Genomic DNA, 17241 nt, shown 5'->3' with positions numbered 1-17241 from the left:
AATCAAGCCGCAAAAGCGGATTCCTTATTTCAAATGTCTATACCTAGGGCGGGATTTTCGAGGGTCTATATATCCGCCGGTTATTTGATGTCCTAGAGAGCTCGCGATGACCACTGCTGCAAAGAGGAGGATGATTTTCTTCAAATTAATAATCTTCTTTCCGTTTTTTTATTTTTAAAGATTACACCCAAATACCTCTTCCTTCAACCCCTTTTTACAATGTAGAAAAATTTACTACATTAAAACCTTCCATCCTATAATTTGAACTTACTCATCTATCGAATGAGCGAAGTCAGTCATCTAATGGGCTTTTCCACCTTAATCCATTATATGACAAACCTTTTTTGATTCTTTCAAATGCCCCATTTATTTTCTCGAAGTCATAGAGTTGAACGATCCACTTTTGCCATAGTATCGTGCTAAAAAACTTGCTCCTGCGTTTTGTCAGCTCATTTAGTGAATTCACTTCTCAGGAGGTAGACAACATCGTATTCCTTCAATTCGTCCATATGTGCATCCATATCACCATAAAAATCAGTGGAAAGTGAACGTATGCCCTCATTTCCGCTTGAGTAACATATACTCGCCAATGCTAGTTTGTTTGTGCTGTTTATTTTAAGTTTGCCAGCACTGCCCCATACGCTGGAATCCATTTCATCAATGGTTTCAGGATAAGTAACTGTATCCGTACCATCATCGTTTTGAATGCTGACGTTGAACATCGATCGTTTTTGGTCAGCATCCGTTTTGGATGTGGTGAAGATGATCGTCCCATTCTTTTCAACCCCAGTTGTCATGCGGCCTTTTTCCTCTTCAACTAGTTTGCCGAATTCATATTTTTCGACCCAGACGGACATCTCCTTGTATGTATCATCAACATTGAAATCAATAAGAAAGGAATGTTCACTTGAATTTTCCAAGATGGCCTTTTCCCTTGCTGTCAGCTCAGGAATTGAAAGGTTATTCTCGGATTTTGGCTCATCGGCCTTACATGCGACTAAAGAAAATGAGAGAAGGGATAGGATGATGGATAAAAAGATCTTTTTCATGAATTTCACCTTTTGAATACTTTTAACCTAATTAAAACCAATTCTTGTATATTATAACATGATAATGAAAAACGGAATCGGAACGCGGCAAAAAGGCAAGCAATCGGAATGCTTGCCTTTTTTGTATTTAGAAAGGTTGGGATAGAGCCTTATTGGCAACATCGACGTCATTTTGAAGCAATTGGTTCAAGTCATAAGCAGGATAGAGGTTTCTTTCATACAGGTAGTTGAATATCTTGGCATGTGTATCGATTGCTCCATTTAACTGTTTCTTAAATACTTTTCGAAGGGAAGGGGTGGCTGTTTCAGTAATCGCCAGTGCATAATTTTTGATGGATGATTTGGCAAAGCCAAGTAATTCCCCGGCAGCGGCGGCCGATGCTTCATCCCTTGATACATCGTCATCCCGTCCCGTCTTAGGCGTCAACGGGTAAAATTGCAGCAGCTCCATGATGTTTTGGGTAAGGGTGTCAATCGTTTGTTTATAAATCGTTTTTAGAATGGGGTCTTTTATTTTTGGATAAGCTTTTTTAAATTTCATAAGGGCATTGGACTGTGCGGCGACCAACTCATGAAGCTCGAGTGTTTCATGCCAAGCAAGATGTGAATGGGTGGGTTGCATTTAAATTCCTCCTGAACGAATAATCTTGATACATTATTCGTTCAGTGGGCTATAGGTAAGTTGTCTAGTGAAATATTTATGGGAAGAGCTGTCCCATCTTCGATTTCCATTACTGTTTAGAAGGATCGCAATGTTTTATTGATATTGCTCGAGAACAGAGAAGAACTTTTTGGCAAATTGGTAAAAAAGTTTTTCTGATGGTGCCAAGTCCCTGTTTTTGGGAGTGATGATGCCGACAGTCCGTTTGACTTCGGGTGTATCGATCGGGATCTTGACAGTCAGTCTTGGAATGACTTCATAAAAGGTACTGTCAGGGAGCAGACTGACTCCGATGCCGGCAGAAACGAGACCTTTTATGGAATCCATGTCTTCACCTTCCGAGGCGATGTTCGGTGTGAAGCCGGCTGCTTTGCACGCTTCGAGAGCGATAGTGTGAAAGATATAGCCTTTTGGAAACAAGACGAAGGGATCATTTCGCAAGTCACTTAGGCGCAGGCTCTTCCTATCAGCCAATGGGTGAGTTATTGGCAGTAAAGCGGATATGTTTTCCGTGAACAGGATATGACCTTCGATATCTGGATCGTTTGTCGGGATCGGTCCAAGGAAGGCTAATCCGATTTCGCGATTTTTGACAGCTTCCTTTAAAAAGGAATAAGATCCCTGTCTTAAGTGGAAGCCGATATTCGGCTGCTCATCTTTAAAAGCGGAAATGACGGTAGGCAATAAATGGGTGGAAAGGCTGGTCGGGAACCCGATTTTAATGCTTCCGTGTTCAGGGTCCAAAAACTCCTCAATTTGATATTTGGCATATTCAATCGCCTGTATCGCCGTTTTGGCATGAATTAAGAAAATTTTGCCAATCGGGGTTAACTGGATATTCCGGCCGATTTTCTCGAATAAAAGCACGCCAAGCTCATCTTCCAATCTGGAGATTTGCCGGCTGATTGCTGATTGTGCGATATGCAGGTGCTCTGCGGCTTCTGAGACGTGTTCCCTCTCGGCGACCTCAACAAAATAACGTAATTGTCGTAGTTCCATTTATTCATCCTCCTGGCATCTATCTCAAAGTGAGATAGATTCTACTAGAATTATATATTGTTTATATCGATTTGAAAACCTAGAATAAATGTAAGTGACATAACGGTGTAAGAATACGATGGGGGCGATTAATATGACATACAATCAAATACCAAAAGCACAAGGGCTCTACCATCCTGAATTTGAACATGATGCATGTGGGATCGGTTTATATGCTCATTTAAAGGGGCTTGCTACACATGACATCGTCAAACAAGGATTGAATATGCTGTGCCAATTAGATCATCGCGGCGGACAAGGCAGCGATCCCCTTACAGGAGATGGCGCAGGATTAATGGTACAGATTCCTGATGAATATTTCAGGCTGGCATGCCCGGAAATGAACTTGCCGGCAAAAGGACGCTATGGTGTAGGCATGCTCTTTTTCTCTAACAATGATGATGAACGGAATGAAATCGAAGCTCGTTTGAATGCATTTATCGAACAAGAGGGCCAAACGTTATTAGGCTGGAGAACGGTTCCTGTTGATGCAACGAAAATCGGGGAGGTCGGCAAGGAGACATGTCCGACGATCCGCCAAGTATTCATCGGGGCAAGCGTAGAGATGACCGATGATTTAGCTTTTGAGCGTAAATTGTTCATTATCAGGAAACAAGCTGAAAACTGGGCTCGTGAACGCGGCAATCGTTTTTATTTTGCCAGCCTTTCAAGTGCTACGATCGTTTACAAAGGATTATTGACGCCAGAGCAGGTGGATGCTTTTTATCTTGACCTTCAACAGGAGTCTTTCGTTTCGGCTTTCGCTTTAGTGCATTCCCGCTTCAGCACAAATACTTTTCCAAGTTGGGAACGGGCACATCCAAACCGCTACCTGATCCATAATGGCGAAATCAATACGCTTAGAGGTAATGTGAATTGGATGAAAGCGCGTGAGCAGCAGTTTGTTTCGGAAGCATTCGGGGATGACCTGCAAAAGGTCCTGCCTATTCTGGATATAGACGGCAGTGATTCCTCGATTCTTGATAATGCACTTGAATTCTTCGTGCTTGCCGGGCGTAAACCGGCACATGCGGCGATGATGCTCATTCCTGAACCGTGGACAGAAAATCCGCATATGACGAAAGAAAAGAAAGCATTTTACGAATATCATAGCATGCTCATGGAGCCATGGGATGGACCGACGGCCATATCCTTTACGAATGGCAAGCAAATCGGTGCCATCCTGGATCGAAATGGTTTAAGGCCGGCAAGGTATTATGTGACAAAAGATGATTACATCATTTTCTCCTCTGAAGTCGGAGTAATCGATGTGGAGCCGGAGAATGTATTATATAAAGATCGTTTAAGCCCAGGCAGAATGCTTTTAATAGATTTAGAGGAAGGCCGTATTGTTTCCGATGAAGAGATCAAGTCGGAAATGGCTCAGGAAAATCCATATCAGCAATGGCTGGACGAACAGCTTGTTCAATTAAGTGACGAAGAACCTGTGCTCGAAGTTGAGCCTTTGAGTGATTTATCATTCAGGCAAAAAGCGTTCGGATACACGTATGAAGATGTCCAAAAATATTTACTGCCGGTCATTAACGAAGGCAAGGATCCACTGGGCAGCATGGGCAATGACATTCCGTTAGCGGTCTTATCAGATCGTCCGCAATCGCTTTTCAACTATTTCAAGCAATCTTTTGCACAGGTAACCAACCCGCCGATCGATTCGCTGCGTGAACAGATCGTCACGTCAACGATGACATTTCTCGGTGCGGAAGGAGATTTGCTGAAACCGGATGAAACGAACAGCCGCCGCATCCAATTGGATTCACCTGTTTTGACGCCAGGTCAAATGCAGCAGTTGAAAGAAAATGCCTATCCTGAATTCAGGAGCAAAGTCATTCACACTTTATTTTCAGAAGATTTAGAGAGCGAACTCGATCGCATCTGCCGTGAAGCGGAACAAGCGATCGCTGATGGTGTCAGCCTTTTGATATTATCTGACAAGGATATGAGCAAAGAAAAAGCTGCGATTCCTTCCCTGCTGGCTGCGAGTGCCCTTCATCAAGAGCTGATCCGTCATGGGAACCGTACGAAAGTGAGCATTATCGTTGAATCGGGGGAAGCAAGGGAAGTCCATCATTATGCGTCCCTGATCGGGTATGGAGTGGATGCGATTTACCCGTACCTTGCTTATGAAACATATAAGCAGGCGGTATTGGAAGGCAGTTTGGCCATCAGCTACGAAGAAACGGTGAAGAAATATGTAAGCTCTGTGACAGAAGGCATCGTAAAAGTGATGTCGAAAATGGGGATTTCAACGATTCAAAGTTATCGCGGCGCACAAATTTTCGAAGCGGTCGGAATCGGTGCTGACGTTATCGAACGCTATTTCAGCGGTACGGCATCGCAGCTTAGCGGGATCGATTTGGAAACGATCGCGGATGAAGCGTTGATCCGCCATAGGAAAGCTGCAGCCGATTACCTTGATGAAACTCTTGAAAGCGGAAGTGATTTTCAATGGAGAAAAACAGGGGAACATCATGCTTTCAATCCTAAAACGATCCATACACTGCAATGGGCCTGCCGGAAAGGCGATTATAATTTATTTAAGGAATATTCAAACTTGGCGAATGAAGAGAGACTCGGGTTTTTACGGAATTTATTCTCGTTCGATCAAAAACGCCAAAGCATTTCAATAGATGAAGTGGAATCCGTGGAATCCATCGTCAGCCGATTCAAAACGGGCGCGATGTCATTCGGTTCATTGAGTCAGGAAGCACATGAAACATTAGCGATTGCGATGAACCGATTAGGCGGAAAAAGCAATAGCGGTGAAGGCGGGGAACACTCTAGCCGTTACCAACTGGATGAAAACGGCGATGACCGCCGCAGCGGTATTAAACAAATTGCGTCCGGTCGTTTTGGAGTGAAAAGCCATTACCTTGTTAATGCCGATGAACTTCAGATCAAAATGGCGCAAGGTGCAAAGCCGGGTGAAGGCGGCCAGCTGCCAGGAAACAAAGTATATCCTTGGGTAGCAGAGGTCCGTGGTTCCACACCAGGTGTCGGCCTGATTTCACCGCCTCCGCATCATGATATCTATTCGATTGAAGATCTGGCACAGCTGATCCATGATTTAAAAAATGCGAACCGTGATGCCAGGATCAGCGTCAAGCTTGTGTCAAAAGCAGGCGTAGGCACGATTGCAGCCGGTGTGGCCAAAGGAGCTGCAGATGTCATCGTTATCAGCGGGTATGATGGCGGTACGGGTGCATCACCAAAAACGAGTATCAAACATACTGGTCTTCCTTGGGAGCTGGGTCTTGCCGAAGCACACCAAACATTGATGCTGAATGGCCTGCGCAGCCGTGTAGTCCTTGAAACGGATGGAAAGTTAATGACGGGACGCGATGTAGTCATGGCAGCTATCCTTGGAGCGGAAGAATTTGGCTTTGCTACAGCACCGCTTGTGGTCCTTGGCTGTGTCATGATGCGTGCTTGCCATTTGGATACATGTCCTGTAGGGGTAGCTACTCAAAACCCTGAGCTTCGCAGCAAATTCACTGGAGATCCGGATCATGTCGTGAATTTCATGCGCTTCATCGCTGAGGAAGTCCGGGAAACGATGGCTGAGCTTGGTTTTAGAACACTGGAAGAAATGGTCGGCCGCACTGATGTTTTACAAGTGAGCGAGCGGGCACAAAACCATTGGAAAGCGAAGCACCTGGACTTGACGGCACTTCTTTTCCAACCGGAGGGGATTCGTACGTACCAACTTCCTCAAAACCATAAAATAGAAGAATCTTTGGATATCCGTGAGATTTTACCTGTTGTGGAGCCTGCTTTAAATGACCAAACCCAGGTGGATGTCAGCTTCCCGATTACAAACGTGAACCGTGTGGTCGGAACGATTGTCGGCAGTGAAGTATCCAAACGCTACGGTGAAGAAGGGTTGCCTGAAGATACGATCACACTTCGTTTCACGGGATCGGCGGGCCAGAGCTTCGGTGCGTTCATTCCAAAAGGGATGTCGATGTATTTGACAGGTGATGTCAATGACTATGTTGGGAAAGGCTTATCTGGCGGGAAGATCATTGTCACGGCACCTGCTGGCAATCAGATCGAGGCTGGGGACAATGTAATTGCCGGAAATATCGCCTTATATGGTGGAACAAGCGGCGAGGCCTACATTAATGGCCGTGCGGGAGAACGATTTGCAGTGCGGAATAGCGGAGTCAATGTCGTCGTTGAAGGAATTGGAGACCATGGCTGTGAGTATATGACAGGCGGACGCGTGGTCATCCTGGGCGATGTCGGCAAAAACTTTGCGGCAGGCATGTCAGGCGGCATCGCTTATGTACTTGCTGATGATGCAGAAGAATTCAAGGCATTATGCAATGGTGAAATGATAGAATTCGAGACGCTTGATGATATGGATGATGGAAACGAGGTAAAAGAAATGCTTTACAGCCACCTTCATTATACAGAAAGTGCCAAAGCATCGTATGTACTGGAGAACTGGGAGGATTTCGCCAAGAAATTCGTAAAAGTCATTCCGAAAGATTACAAACGGATGATCAAAAGCATCAATGAGCAGAAGCATGCAGGGCTAACGGATGAAGAAGCGATCATGAGTGCATTCCAAGCAAATGCCGTTCAAGATAAAAAAATCACTAAACAAGCTGTGATGCAGTAAGGAAGGGGAGAGAAAGATGGGAAAAGCAACAGGATTTATGGATTATCCGCGAGAAAAACCAAAAGACCGGAATCCTCTCACTCGTTTAAACGACTGGAGAGAGTATACAGCTCCTTTCTCTGATGAAAAGTTAAGTACACAGGGAGCGCGTTGTATGGACTGCGCCACTCCTTTCTGCCATATGGGCATGGAATTGAACCGAGTCACAACGGGCTGTCCGATTCATAATCTGATTCCGGAGTGGAATGATTTGGTGTACCGCGGCAGATGGAAAGAAGCATTGGACCGTTTATCGAAAACAAATAATTTCCCTGAATTCACCGGGCGCGTCTGCCCGGCCCCTTGTGAAGGGTCTTGTACGGTAGCGATAAGCGATCCTGCCGTTACCATCAAGAACATTGAACGGACCATCATCGATAAAGGATTTGAAAATGGCTGGATAACGCCTCGCATCCCTGAAAGCAGGACCGGCAAGAAAATTGCCATCATCGGTTCAGGCCCGGCAGGATTGGCGAGTGCCGACCAGTTGAATCAAGCAGGGCATTCGGTCACCGTTTATGAGCGTTCAGACCGTGCAGGAGGGCTGTTGACATACGGCATCCCGAACATGAAACTTGAAAAAGATGTCGTTGCACGCCGAATCAAATTATTGACTCAGGAAGGCATCGATTTCATTACCAATACAGAAGTAGGCAAAGATATAACAGCCGAAGAACTGCAAGATCAATATGATGCAGTCATCCTTTGCACAGGTGCCCAAAAGCAGCGTGACCTGGTAATTGAAGGACGCGGGGCATCAGGCATTCACCTTGCAATGGATTACTTGACGACCTCGACTAAAAGCCTGCTGGATTCCAATTTTGAAGACGGCAAGTTCATTGACACAAAGGGGAAGGACGTCATCGTCATCGGCGGCGGGGATACAGGAGCTGACTGTGTCGCAACTGCCCTTCGCCAGGAATGTAAGAGCGTCGTACAATTCGGGAAGCACCCAATCCTTCCGACGGCCCGTACATCTGATAATATGTGGCCAGCCTACCCGAATGTATTTTCCCTTGATTATGCATATGAAGAAGCGGAAGCGAAATTCGGTGCAGATCCGCGTCAATATTCAATCCAAACAAAGAAAATTGTAGCCGATGAAAACGGCAACGTTAAGGAACTGCACACAATCTCAATGGAAAAAATCAAAGGCGATGACGGAATGTACATTTTCAGGGAAGTTCCAGGAACTGAAAAAGTATGGCCTGCACAATTCGTTTTCATCGCAATCGGATTTGAAGGAACCGAAATGCCGCTATTAACTCAATTTGGCGTAGAAACAGTAAATCAAAAAATTGATGCCGTTTATGGCGAATACAGAACGAATGTCGAAGGGGTGTTCGCTGCCGGAGATGCTAGAAGAGGGCAAAGCCTCATCGTTTGGGCAATCAATGAAGGCCGAGAAGTGGCAAGAGAAGTGGACCGCTACTTGATGGGCGCGACCGTATTACCTTAATTCCGAAAAAAAGGAAGTGCCGTTATGGTGCTTCTTTTTTTGTGTGGTGTGAAATGTGTACTCACGAGTAAATGCCCCGAATTCACGAGTAAAACGCCAAAACTCACGAGTAAAGCACAAATTAATGGAAATGACAGCAGATTTACAGCTTTATCTACTGTTCTCTCAAATTCCTCTATGATATGCAGCGGTTCTTCCAAGGTCGCCCATTCCACATGTGCCCATGATCGGAAAGAGATTTTATTTTCCACATAGGGCTGTACCGTTTTATTAAAGTATTCTTCGATTACAGGAGGATGATAACTGCCTCTTGAGCAATAGAAATCGAAGTTGTTCACAAAGTGAAGGAGCTCCATTTGATCTTTCGTTAACCGAGTGCTTAGTTCTTTATGAATAAGGGGGTAAATACGGTCATTTTCAACAAGAATGACATGATCTCCCGCCATGATGCCATCTTGGATATAACTTAAAACTTGTTTAATGTAATTTTCCATTTCAGTATAGGAATACAGCACATGAACATTTTTTTGGTCTTCGAACAACTTTCAAGTATCGCTTCCATTATGCTAGAATTCGATAGACAGGACAAAATGAGAATTTTTTAACAAGGGAAAAAGCAATCCTTCACCATTGAAGGATTGCTTTTCCTTGTTATTTCAGCCGTTCGATCAGGTCGGTCATTTTATCCAAAGTGGTTATGTTCTGGTTGCATTTCATACTGTCCAGACAAATATAATTCCCTTTTTTAATGAATGTCCCTTGGACTGTTCCTTTTGTTTCAGACATGAACATCCCTACTTCTTCAAAGCGGCTGCATATGGCACAGATCCCCTTTTTATTTGCAGGTTTAATGGTCCCGTGCAATCCGGTGAGTTTATTATGATGGGGTGCAATGATGAATTTCTTTCCGGATCCGACATCATCCCATCCCAGGTATGAAATCTCTCTCAAATCGATGTTCTCCAACAAAGGGGTTTTTAATTTCTTTGCTTTAGGAAATAATTTTTTTATCGTTTTTTCGGTTACTTCTTTAAATGGGATCACAAATGGCTTCACCTGTAAGAGAAAGGCTTCGGCTTGTGCGGAATCCTTGATGGTATCCACTGGGTCCAGCAGTTGTTTTTGCTCTTCGTTCAAGTCACTGAATAAGCTTAGTACTCGTTCTTTGGCGACTGTTTTCAGGGTGTTGATCACATCCTTATCGTTGGCAGTCGCGTGTCCATTTATGAGAATTTGTGTTTGGGATTTTATGAAGTTATACTGCTCGCTCCTGATAAAAGCTTCCATTTTCTTCACTCCTGTTTCTGCATGTGTTACCGTTTCCCTTTACTTTACATAAATTGCATCTGCTTTAAAAGGGGGAAAACGACTAAGAAACATACTCGGCATACAAATAGCACTGACATCATTATCAGTGCTACCCGTGTATCCTATTTAGAATAAACGATTTTCTTGATGGTTTCCGCGGAAAGAAAATGTTCCTCGGCTAATTGATGGATGGAATGACCGTCTTTGAATGCATATTTTATAGAGGCATTCCGGTCATCGATCAATTCCCTTGATCCCGAACGGGTTCCCCATTTGTGATGGGCCTTTTCGGGTTTAGGGATATATATGGTTTCACCTTGCACATACTTTTGAATTTCAACGATCAGCTTTTCAGGTAAAACGGCCGTCGCTTTTACATATTTCATTTCTGCCAGCCCCTTATTCTTTATTAAGAATGAAATAAGGTGCAAAGCCGAATATTAGAAATGATAAGGCGGGCGATTGAGTTTAGCTTAATTCAACCCCATGCAAAGTATCGCCTCCAATACTAGGCTTTGCATGAGACGCTGCAGAAGGTGGCATTAACATTATTATTGCCATCTTTACACCTCCCCTTTGTGTTTCTGAATAACACGTGTTGTTCTTATTATAAAATATATAAGTGTAGTTGCCAAACTTTTTCCAATGTTAAAGCTGAATCGGCGGGCTGATTGTTTGATAATGTTCTGAGTCCATGAAATAATTTGAAAGGAATCCAAACTAACCATTATGGGAGCTGACTTTATGAAAGTATTCGTAGTTGGGGCAAATGGGCAGATCGGTAAACATCTTGTAGATTTATTAAAAGATAGCCCGGAACATCGTATACGGGCAATGGTTCGCAAAGAAGAGCAAAGTAAGCATTTAGAGAAAAATGGAATTGAATCTGCAGTCGTCAGTTTAACTGGATCAGTGGATGAGATTGCGAATGCGGCAAAAGGCTGTGATGCCATCGTGTTCACAGCAGGATCCGGAGGGAGCACCGGCGCTGATCAAACGCTGTTGATTGATCTGGATGGTGCAGTTAAAACGATTGAAGCGGCAGAAAACTTGGGAATCGACCGATTCATCATGGTGAGTGCCTTTCAGGCCAATAATCGCGAAAACTGGAATGAAGCCATCAAACCGTATTATGTGGCCAAGCACTATGCAGATAGGGCATTGTTACAAAGCGATTTAAATTATACGATCATTCGGCCTGGCGGACTGGTGAATGAACCGGGAACAGGCAAAGTGACCGCCGCCGAGGAATTGGAAAGAGGTTCGATTGCCCGTGAAGATGTGGCTCGAACGATTCTTGCTTCATTGACCGAAGAAAATACCTATAAGCGTTCATTTGATTTAATTTCTGGCGATACTGCAATCGCGGAAGCATTGAGGAAAATTTAACGAAAAACAGGGGCAGAGCCACTCGGGGGGAGTGGGCTCTGCTTATTTAATTCCTTCGATATGCTTGATGACCTTCGCTGGGTTTCCGCCGACAACAACGCCTTCAGGAACATCCTTTGTTACGACTGCCCCTGAGGCGACGACGGAATGGCTCCCTATTGTTACGCCAGGATTGATGATGGCCCTGCCGCCAATCCATACATGATCCCCTATCGTAACCGGTTTTCCGTATTCCACTCCAGAACTGCGTTCAAAGGGATCCAGTGGATGTGTGGCTGTATAGATATGCACTCCGGGAGCCAACATGCAGTCCCTGCCAATTGTCACTTCACAAACATCCAAAATGACACAATCAAAATTAGCATAAAAGTTTTCCCCGACAGAAATGTTGTATCCATAGTCACAACGGAAAGTGGGTTCAATATATACATTTAGCCCAGTGGAACCTAAAAGCCTTTTCAGCAGTGCAGTCCGTTCATCCCCTTCGCTTTCCGTTGTCTGATTGTATAACCGGGTCAACTTTCTGGCATTTTCCCTATCTCTGATTAATTCCGGATCGGCGGCCATGTAAGGTTTCCCGCTCACCATCTTTTCTTTTTCGGTATTCATGTTTACTCCTCCTGTTTTTCTTGTTTTTTATATAGTTTGGTTAAATATCTGAATATTAAAACATTTTTTCCGCAAAATAAATTGCAGTACTTTTTACTCAACTTTTCTGTTGAATCTAAATGTCTCTCTCGTTTTCTTAAAAAGAAGTAAGAAAAGAAAGATTTTTCCGAATAATGAATGAAATAGCTTTGACAAACGTTCCGCCGGATTTTATAGTAAGGAGAGTCATGGATGATTCATAGCATGAGGTCCATTTTAACTGATTAGTAGAATGGTTCGAAGTTCATGTCTTTTTTACCGGGAATTGTTGGACAACTCTTTCTTCGTTAAGATAATCAAAACAATGGAGGGCTCTATATGTCACAGAAAGCACCGCTGTCTTTTGTCATTGTAACAGGATTAATGCTTTTTGCTTTGTTTTTTGGTGCAGGAAACTTAATTTTCCCTGCCATGCTCGGTCAATCTGCGGGGACGAATTTATGGTCGGCCAGTTTAGGATTCATCATTACTGGTGTTGGACTGCCATTCATTACAATATTGGCCTTTGGTTTTTCGGGAAAAAATGATGTTCAATCGCTTGCAAGCAGGGCACACCCGTTATTCGGCATCATTTTCACAGTCGTTCTTTATTTATCTTTGGGACCGCTTTTCGCGCTTCCCAGAACGGGGAGTGTATCCTACGAAATAGGGATTAAACCTTTCCTATCTAATGATGTCGGTTTTTTACCATTGCTGATATTCACGATCATATACTTTGGAATTGCCTGTTTATTATCCATCAATCCATCAAAAATGCTGGATATCGTCGGAAAAATATTAACACCTTTATTATTGATTTTCATCGGGATTCTCATTGTGGTCGCAATTATTAACCCAATGGGTGAAATCCAGTCACCAGCGACAGATTATTCAGATAATTCTTTCTTCAAGGGATTTAAAGAAGGATATTTGACTATGGATACGCTGGCAGCATTTGCATTTGGGATCATCGTCATCAACGCGATCAAAGATAAAGGGATAACATCCAGAAAAGAAGTGTTAGGCTTTTGTCTGAAAGCCGGCATTATAGCTGCCGCTTTGCTGGTGATTGTTTATACGTCCTTAGCTTATGTCGGGGCAACAAGTGTGGAAAAACTCGGTCTGCTGGGTAATGGCGGAGACGTTTTGGCTCAAGCCTCGAATCATTTTTTCGGATCTGCTGGCGCCGTGCTGTTAGGGTTGATTGTAATCGCTGCTTGCCTGACGACAAGCATCGGTTTGATAACGGCTTGTGCTACGTATTTCAATAAATTACTGCCTGCCGTATCGTATAAATCATACGTCGTCATCTTCTCCGTTTTCAGTACGGCTGTTGCCAATGTAGGTTTGACCAAGCTGATTTCGATTACAGTGCCTGTGTTAACGGTGCTTTATCCCGTGGCGATCGTTTTGATTGTTCTTACGTTCTTCCATTCTTTTTTCAAAGGGAAATCGGAGGTATATTTAGGAAGCTTATTATTAACGGCCATCATCAGCATAATGGATGGAATAGTGGCATCAGGCATTAAAATGGAAGCTGTTTCTGACCTTTTCACTCAATACCTTCCACTATATAGTGTAGGGGTGGGATGGGTGATTCCTGCCATCATCGGCGGTGTATTGGGCTATATGGTATACCTATTGAAAGGTGACCCTAAGGAAGCCTATTAAGGATCATCAAAATGAACTCGAATAACGTTGCCTCCAGGCACTCGCTTTCGAGCGGGCGGTCCGCCCTCGGCGCTCTTTGCGCATGTGGGGTCTCCTTTGGACACGCTTTTCCCGCAGGAGTCCCGTACCTTCCGTTCCAATTAACTGGGGTGTTTCATTGGATTGAAGAAATTTGCGACACTGCTCCCGAATAACTGGCCAGCCGAGACCCCACAGCCGCTTGCGGTGAGGAGGCTTGGGAGCCAGTCGGCGGAAAGGGAGCGGATTTCTGAATAAAACTGCAGGGCAAACTCGCTTTACTCCGAGTTTTTCTACAGTCTGGGAGCTGTCTTGATGACAGCTCCTTTTCTTAGTGTTTGTTTTTAATGCGAAAGAGCCTTAAAATGTTCAGAAAGGGGTGTAGGAACATAATGATCAATCGATTACCAATAGAAATAGCGAATATATTACAAGCAAGCCAAAAGAATCCTGCTCAATTTGAGGAATTGATCAGGAGCGGCGGATATCTGCCTCCCGAGATGGAGTTGATGGTGGATGCCATCACGGCCTTGAGCATGGGGAAGAATATCCTTTTGAAGGGTCCGACAGGGGCTGGAAAGACAAAGTTTGCCGAGACATTATCGAATTTATTCAACCAGCCGATGTTCAGTGTCAACTGCTCAGTCGACTTGGATGCCGAAAGCTTATTGGGCTTCAAGACGCTGGCTTACAAAGAGGAAAAACAAGTGATAGAATTCGTACCTGGACCAGTGACCAATTCGATGAATCACGGTCACTTCCTATATATAGATGAAATCAACATGGCGAAACCGGAAACTCTGCCGCTTATCAACGGTGTGCTTGATTACAGAAGGACGATAACGAATCCGTTCACGAATGAAGTCATAACGGCAAAAGAAGGCTTTAATGTGATTGCTGCAATCAACGAAGGGTATGTTGGTACAGTGCCGCTGAATGAAGCGCTAAAAAATAGGTTTGTCGTAATTGAAGTTCCTTATATCGAAGGGGAGCAGTTAAAGCAATTGATAGAAACCAATACAAAGTTGAAGGACCCAAGAATTATTGATTTGTTCGTTAAACTGTCGAGTGATTTGATAAATGCCGTGAATCAAGGGAAGGTGGCTGAAGATGCGGCATCGATCAGGGCTTTGCTTGATGCTTGCGATCTGAGTGTGTTGATCCCGCCGAAACGGGCGATTCTTCGTTCCATTGTGGATAAGTTGGACGAGGAACGTGAGCGTGAGTTCGTGAAGAACTTGGCTGACACATTATTCTAACTAGGAGAATGCCTCATGAAGTATATCCGGTTCAATGATTCAATAATAGATACGGCTCTTTTTTTACAGCTTCAGGATCTCTCGACTGTTTTATCCGGCATTCCTGAGCTGGAATTCGAATACAATTATGGCTCCTTCATTGATCTGATCGAGAATAAGGTCACAGCCAGCCATTTTTGGGAAAATGGCAATAAGGAAGTGAAGGAAGCGGGGCTGAAAACGGACGTGCTTCTTAGAACGATAGGTACGCTGCATCATACAACGATCCAGAGCATGAAGGAGTACCAGGAGAGCATTGGGGAAAGTTCGCTTCCGAAGTTTGCAGCCCAATTATTCGCTTTGCTGGAAGATTTGCGATTGGAAGAATTGGTGAAGAAAGAAAGGCCAGGCACGAAAAAGTGGTTTTCGGTAAGGGGTGCTTACCTTAAACAATATTTCGAAAGCCAATTGGCGACGAATGTCACAAGAAGTTTTGCACTGGATGAATTATACTGCCTCATATATTTACTGCTTCAATCTGATAGGCCGGATCCAATTTTTCCAAGAGCCAATGAAAGGCAGCTGGAAGAACTGGAGAAGCTCAAACCGTTCATCCATTCGGTCTTTGAAGCTACTAAAACCAGTGATATCACAAGGATTTGCGAGCAAATCGTTTTCCGTGTGAACGATGGATACGAGGATACGATGAATGAATATTTCATTTTCCCCATTGCAAGTGTGGAAAAGTATAAAGCAAATACTTTATTTGATGAACTGACTAGAAATGATGAACTGTTGAACGATGATACAGATGATGCAGATGAAGAAAAAAGTGAGTTCATTGATGAAAAATTCTCGACTTGGCATCGGGAGAACAAGAACGGCGAGAGTAATTCGACTTTTCTCCAATTTGAATTGGAGCAGGGAACGAAAACAAGCCTGATGGGCGGAGGTGCCCGGGAAGCGGAAGATGCCGACCAAGCACTGGCTTCGATCCAGGGTTCATCAGGGGAAAGTCAACAAAAGGAATACAATCAGCAAGAAACGCTGGAGAAGAAACAAACCAATATGGGCAAAAGCGGTGAACATCCATTTGGTGAAGAAAATAAAGACGTCGTTCAGGTAATCAAAGAAGCAAAAATACCAACTCTTACGGAAGAGAAACACTACCGAGAGTTTGTTGCGGATATTGAACCGTTCAAGAGAAAACTCTCCAGTACAATTGAAAAGACGCTGGAAAATAAAAAGAACGCACCAAGAAAAGATTTGGTTTATGGCCGTTTATCAAAGAAATTACTGCCGCTTGTATTTGAAGAAAATCCAAGGGTCTTTTATAAAAAGAACCAGGATTCCAATGAAATGGATGCCGTATTCACATTGCTTATCGATTGCTCGGCTTCCATGCATAACAAAATGGATGAAACGAAACGAGGGGTCGTCCTATTTCATGAAGTGCTGAAGAAATTAAGGATCCCCCACTCGATCGTGGGATTTTGGGAAGATGCAAATGAAGTGAGAGAAGGATATCAGCCGAACTATTTCCATGTGATCCAGTCCCATTCCGATTCCCTTTATCTAAACTCAGGAGCTAAAATCATGCAGCTTGAGCCAGAGGAAGACAACCGGGATGGATACAGTATCAGGGTTGCCACAATGGAATTGGAAAAAAGACGTGAAAAAAACCGTTTCTTGCTCGTATTTTCCGACGGTGAGCCGGCAGCAAGCGATTATGATCAAAATGGCATTGTCGATACACACCTTGCTGTTTCGGAAGCCAGGAAGAAAGGCATCGAAGTCATCGGCCTGTTTTTAGCGGATGGAGGCATCGATGAAAGTGAAGAAATGACGATGAAGAACATCTATGGCAAAGAACGCCTGATGATTCCGAGTGTAGCTGAATTGCCAGAACAATTTACACCGCTGTTAAAAAAACTGCTGCTGAAGACCATTTAAGAAATAGATAGATAAAAACGCAGTAGGATTCAAGTTGGATCTTACTGTGTTTTTTTGTTTGCCTATGTCAGCTATAGATGGAAACTTAAAATGAACATCGAATGAGATTTCTTTTGTCGTGATTGGGGTAAACCATAGATGAGGAA

Annotated in this window: 13 protein-coding genes; 6 read left to right on the top strand and 7 right to left on the bottom strand. The window is 43.8% G+C overall.

The features are described 5' to 3' along the window. Window positions 1-449: 449 nt before the first annotated feature. The 3 genes from ACIQYG_RS18130 to gltC form a co-directional block, all read right to left on the bottom strand. Complete coding sequence (locus ACIQYG_RS18130; RefSeq protein WP_402840612.1) at window positions 450-1049, bottom strand: hypothetical protein; 600 nt, start codon at window positions 1047-1049, stop codon at window positions 450-452. A 127-nt stretch (window positions 1050-1176) separates the two neighbouring features. Continuing rightward, a complete protein-coding gene (locus ACIQYG_RS18125; RefSeq protein ID WP_402840609.1) occupies window positions 1177-1671 on the bottom strand; it encodes a spore coat protein in 495 nt (164 codons plus the stop codon). A 135-nt stretch (window positions 1672-1806) separates the two neighbouring features. After that, window positions 1807-2709 carry a glutamate biosynthesis transcriptional regulator GltC gene (gltC, locus tag ACIQYG_RS18120; RefSeq protein ID WP_402840607.1) on the bottom strand — a complete coding sequence of 301 codons (903 nt, stop codon included), beginning with the start codon at window positions 2707-2709 and terminating at the stop codon, window positions 1807-1809. 133 nt (window positions 2710-2842) lie between these two features. On the opposite strand from gltC, the gene gltB reads away from it, so the two are divergent. Continuing rightward, window positions 2843-7393, top strand: coding sequence for a glutamate synthase large subunit (gene gltB, locus ACIQYG_RS18115; RefSeq protein WP_402840604.1), 4551 nt, complete (start codon window positions 2843-2845; stop codon window positions 7391-7393). Window positions 7394-7409: 16 nt separating this feature from the next. Further along, complete coding sequence (gene gltD, locus ACIQYG_RS18110; RefSeq protein ID WP_402840601.1) at window positions 7410-8891, top strand: glutamate synthase small subunit; 1482 nt, start codon at window positions 7410-7412, stop codon at window positions 8889-8891. Here gltD and ACIQYG_RS18105 read toward each other — a convergent pair. The 3 genes from ACIQYG_RS18105 to ACIQYG_RS18095 form a co-directional block, all read right to left on the bottom strand. Beyond that, a complete protein-coding gene (locus tag ACIQYG_RS18105; RefSeq protein ID WP_402840598.1) occupies window positions 8888-9433 on the bottom strand; it encodes an MEDS domain-containing protein in 546 nt (181 codons plus the stop codon). The two genes, gltD and ACIQYG_RS18105, sit on opposite strands and share 4 nt — an antisense overlap. Window positions 9434-9542: 109 nt before the next feature. Then, window positions 9543-10178, bottom strand: a complete 636-nt coding sequence (locus ACIQYG_RS18100) for a FusB/FusC family EF-G-binding protein (protein ID WP_402840595.1) — start codon at window positions 10176-10178, stop codon at window positions 9543-9545. Between the two features lie 143 nt (window positions 10179-10321). Beyond that, window positions 10322-10585 carry a CD3324 family protein gene (locus ACIQYG_RS18095; RefSeq protein WP_034310602.1) on the bottom strand — a complete coding sequence of 88 codons (264 nt, stop codon included), beginning with the start codon at window positions 10583-10585 and terminating at the stop codon, window positions 10322-10324. 358 nt (window positions 10586-10943) lie between these two features. On the opposite strand from ACIQYG_RS18095, the gene ACIQYG_RS18090 reads away from it, so the two are divergent. Further along, window positions 10944-11588 carry an SDR family oxidoreductase gene (locus tag ACIQYG_RS18090; RefSeq protein WP_402840591.1) on the top strand — a complete coding sequence of 215 codons (645 nt, stop codon included), beginning with the start codon at window positions 10944-10946 and terminating at the stop codon, window positions 11586-11588. A 42-nt stretch (window positions 11589-11630) separates the two neighbouring features. On the opposite strand, the gene ACIQYG_RS18085 is transcribed toward ACIQYG_RS18090, so the two are convergent. Next, window positions 11631-12197, bottom strand: coding sequence for a sugar O-acetyltransferase (locus ACIQYG_RS18085; RefSeq protein WP_402840589.1), 567 nt, complete (start codon window positions 12195-12197; stop codon window positions 11631-11633). Window positions 12198-12554: 357 nt separating this feature from the next. Between ACIQYG_RS18085 and brnQ the strand changes: the two genes are divergently transcribed. The 3 genes from brnQ (at window position 12555) to ACIQYG_RS18070 (ending at window position 17095) form a co-directional block, all read left to right on the top strand. After that, window positions 12555-13886, top strand: a complete 1332-nt coding sequence (gene brnQ / locus ACIQYG_RS18080) for a branched-chain amino acid transport system II carrier protein (protein ID WP_402840588.1) — start codon at window positions 12555-12557, stop codon at window positions 13884-13886. A gap of 410 nt (window positions 13887-14296) precedes the next feature. After that, window positions 14297-15163, top strand: coding sequence for an ATP-binding protein (locus ACIQYG_RS18075; protein WP_402840585.1), 867 nt, complete (start codon window positions 14297-14299; stop codon window positions 15161-15163). A gap of 15 nt (window positions 15164-15178) precedes the next feature. Further along, window positions 15179-17095 (top strand): vWA domain-containing protein, encoded by a 1917-nt coding sequence (locus tag ACIQYG_RS18070; protein ID WP_402840583.1) that lies wholly within the window; start codon window positions 15179-15181, stop codon window positions 17093-17095. Window positions 17096-17241 lie beyond the last annotated feature (146 nt).

The organism is Peribacillus sp. NPDC096622, from assembly GCF_044762665.1.
Classification (GTDB): Bacteria; Bacillota; Bacilli; order Bacillales; family DSM-1321; genus Peribacillus; species Peribacillus frigoritolerans_B.
The sequence above is the reverse complement of the archived record's forward strand: the minus strand, read 5'-3'. Positions and strand labels throughout refer to the sequence as shown.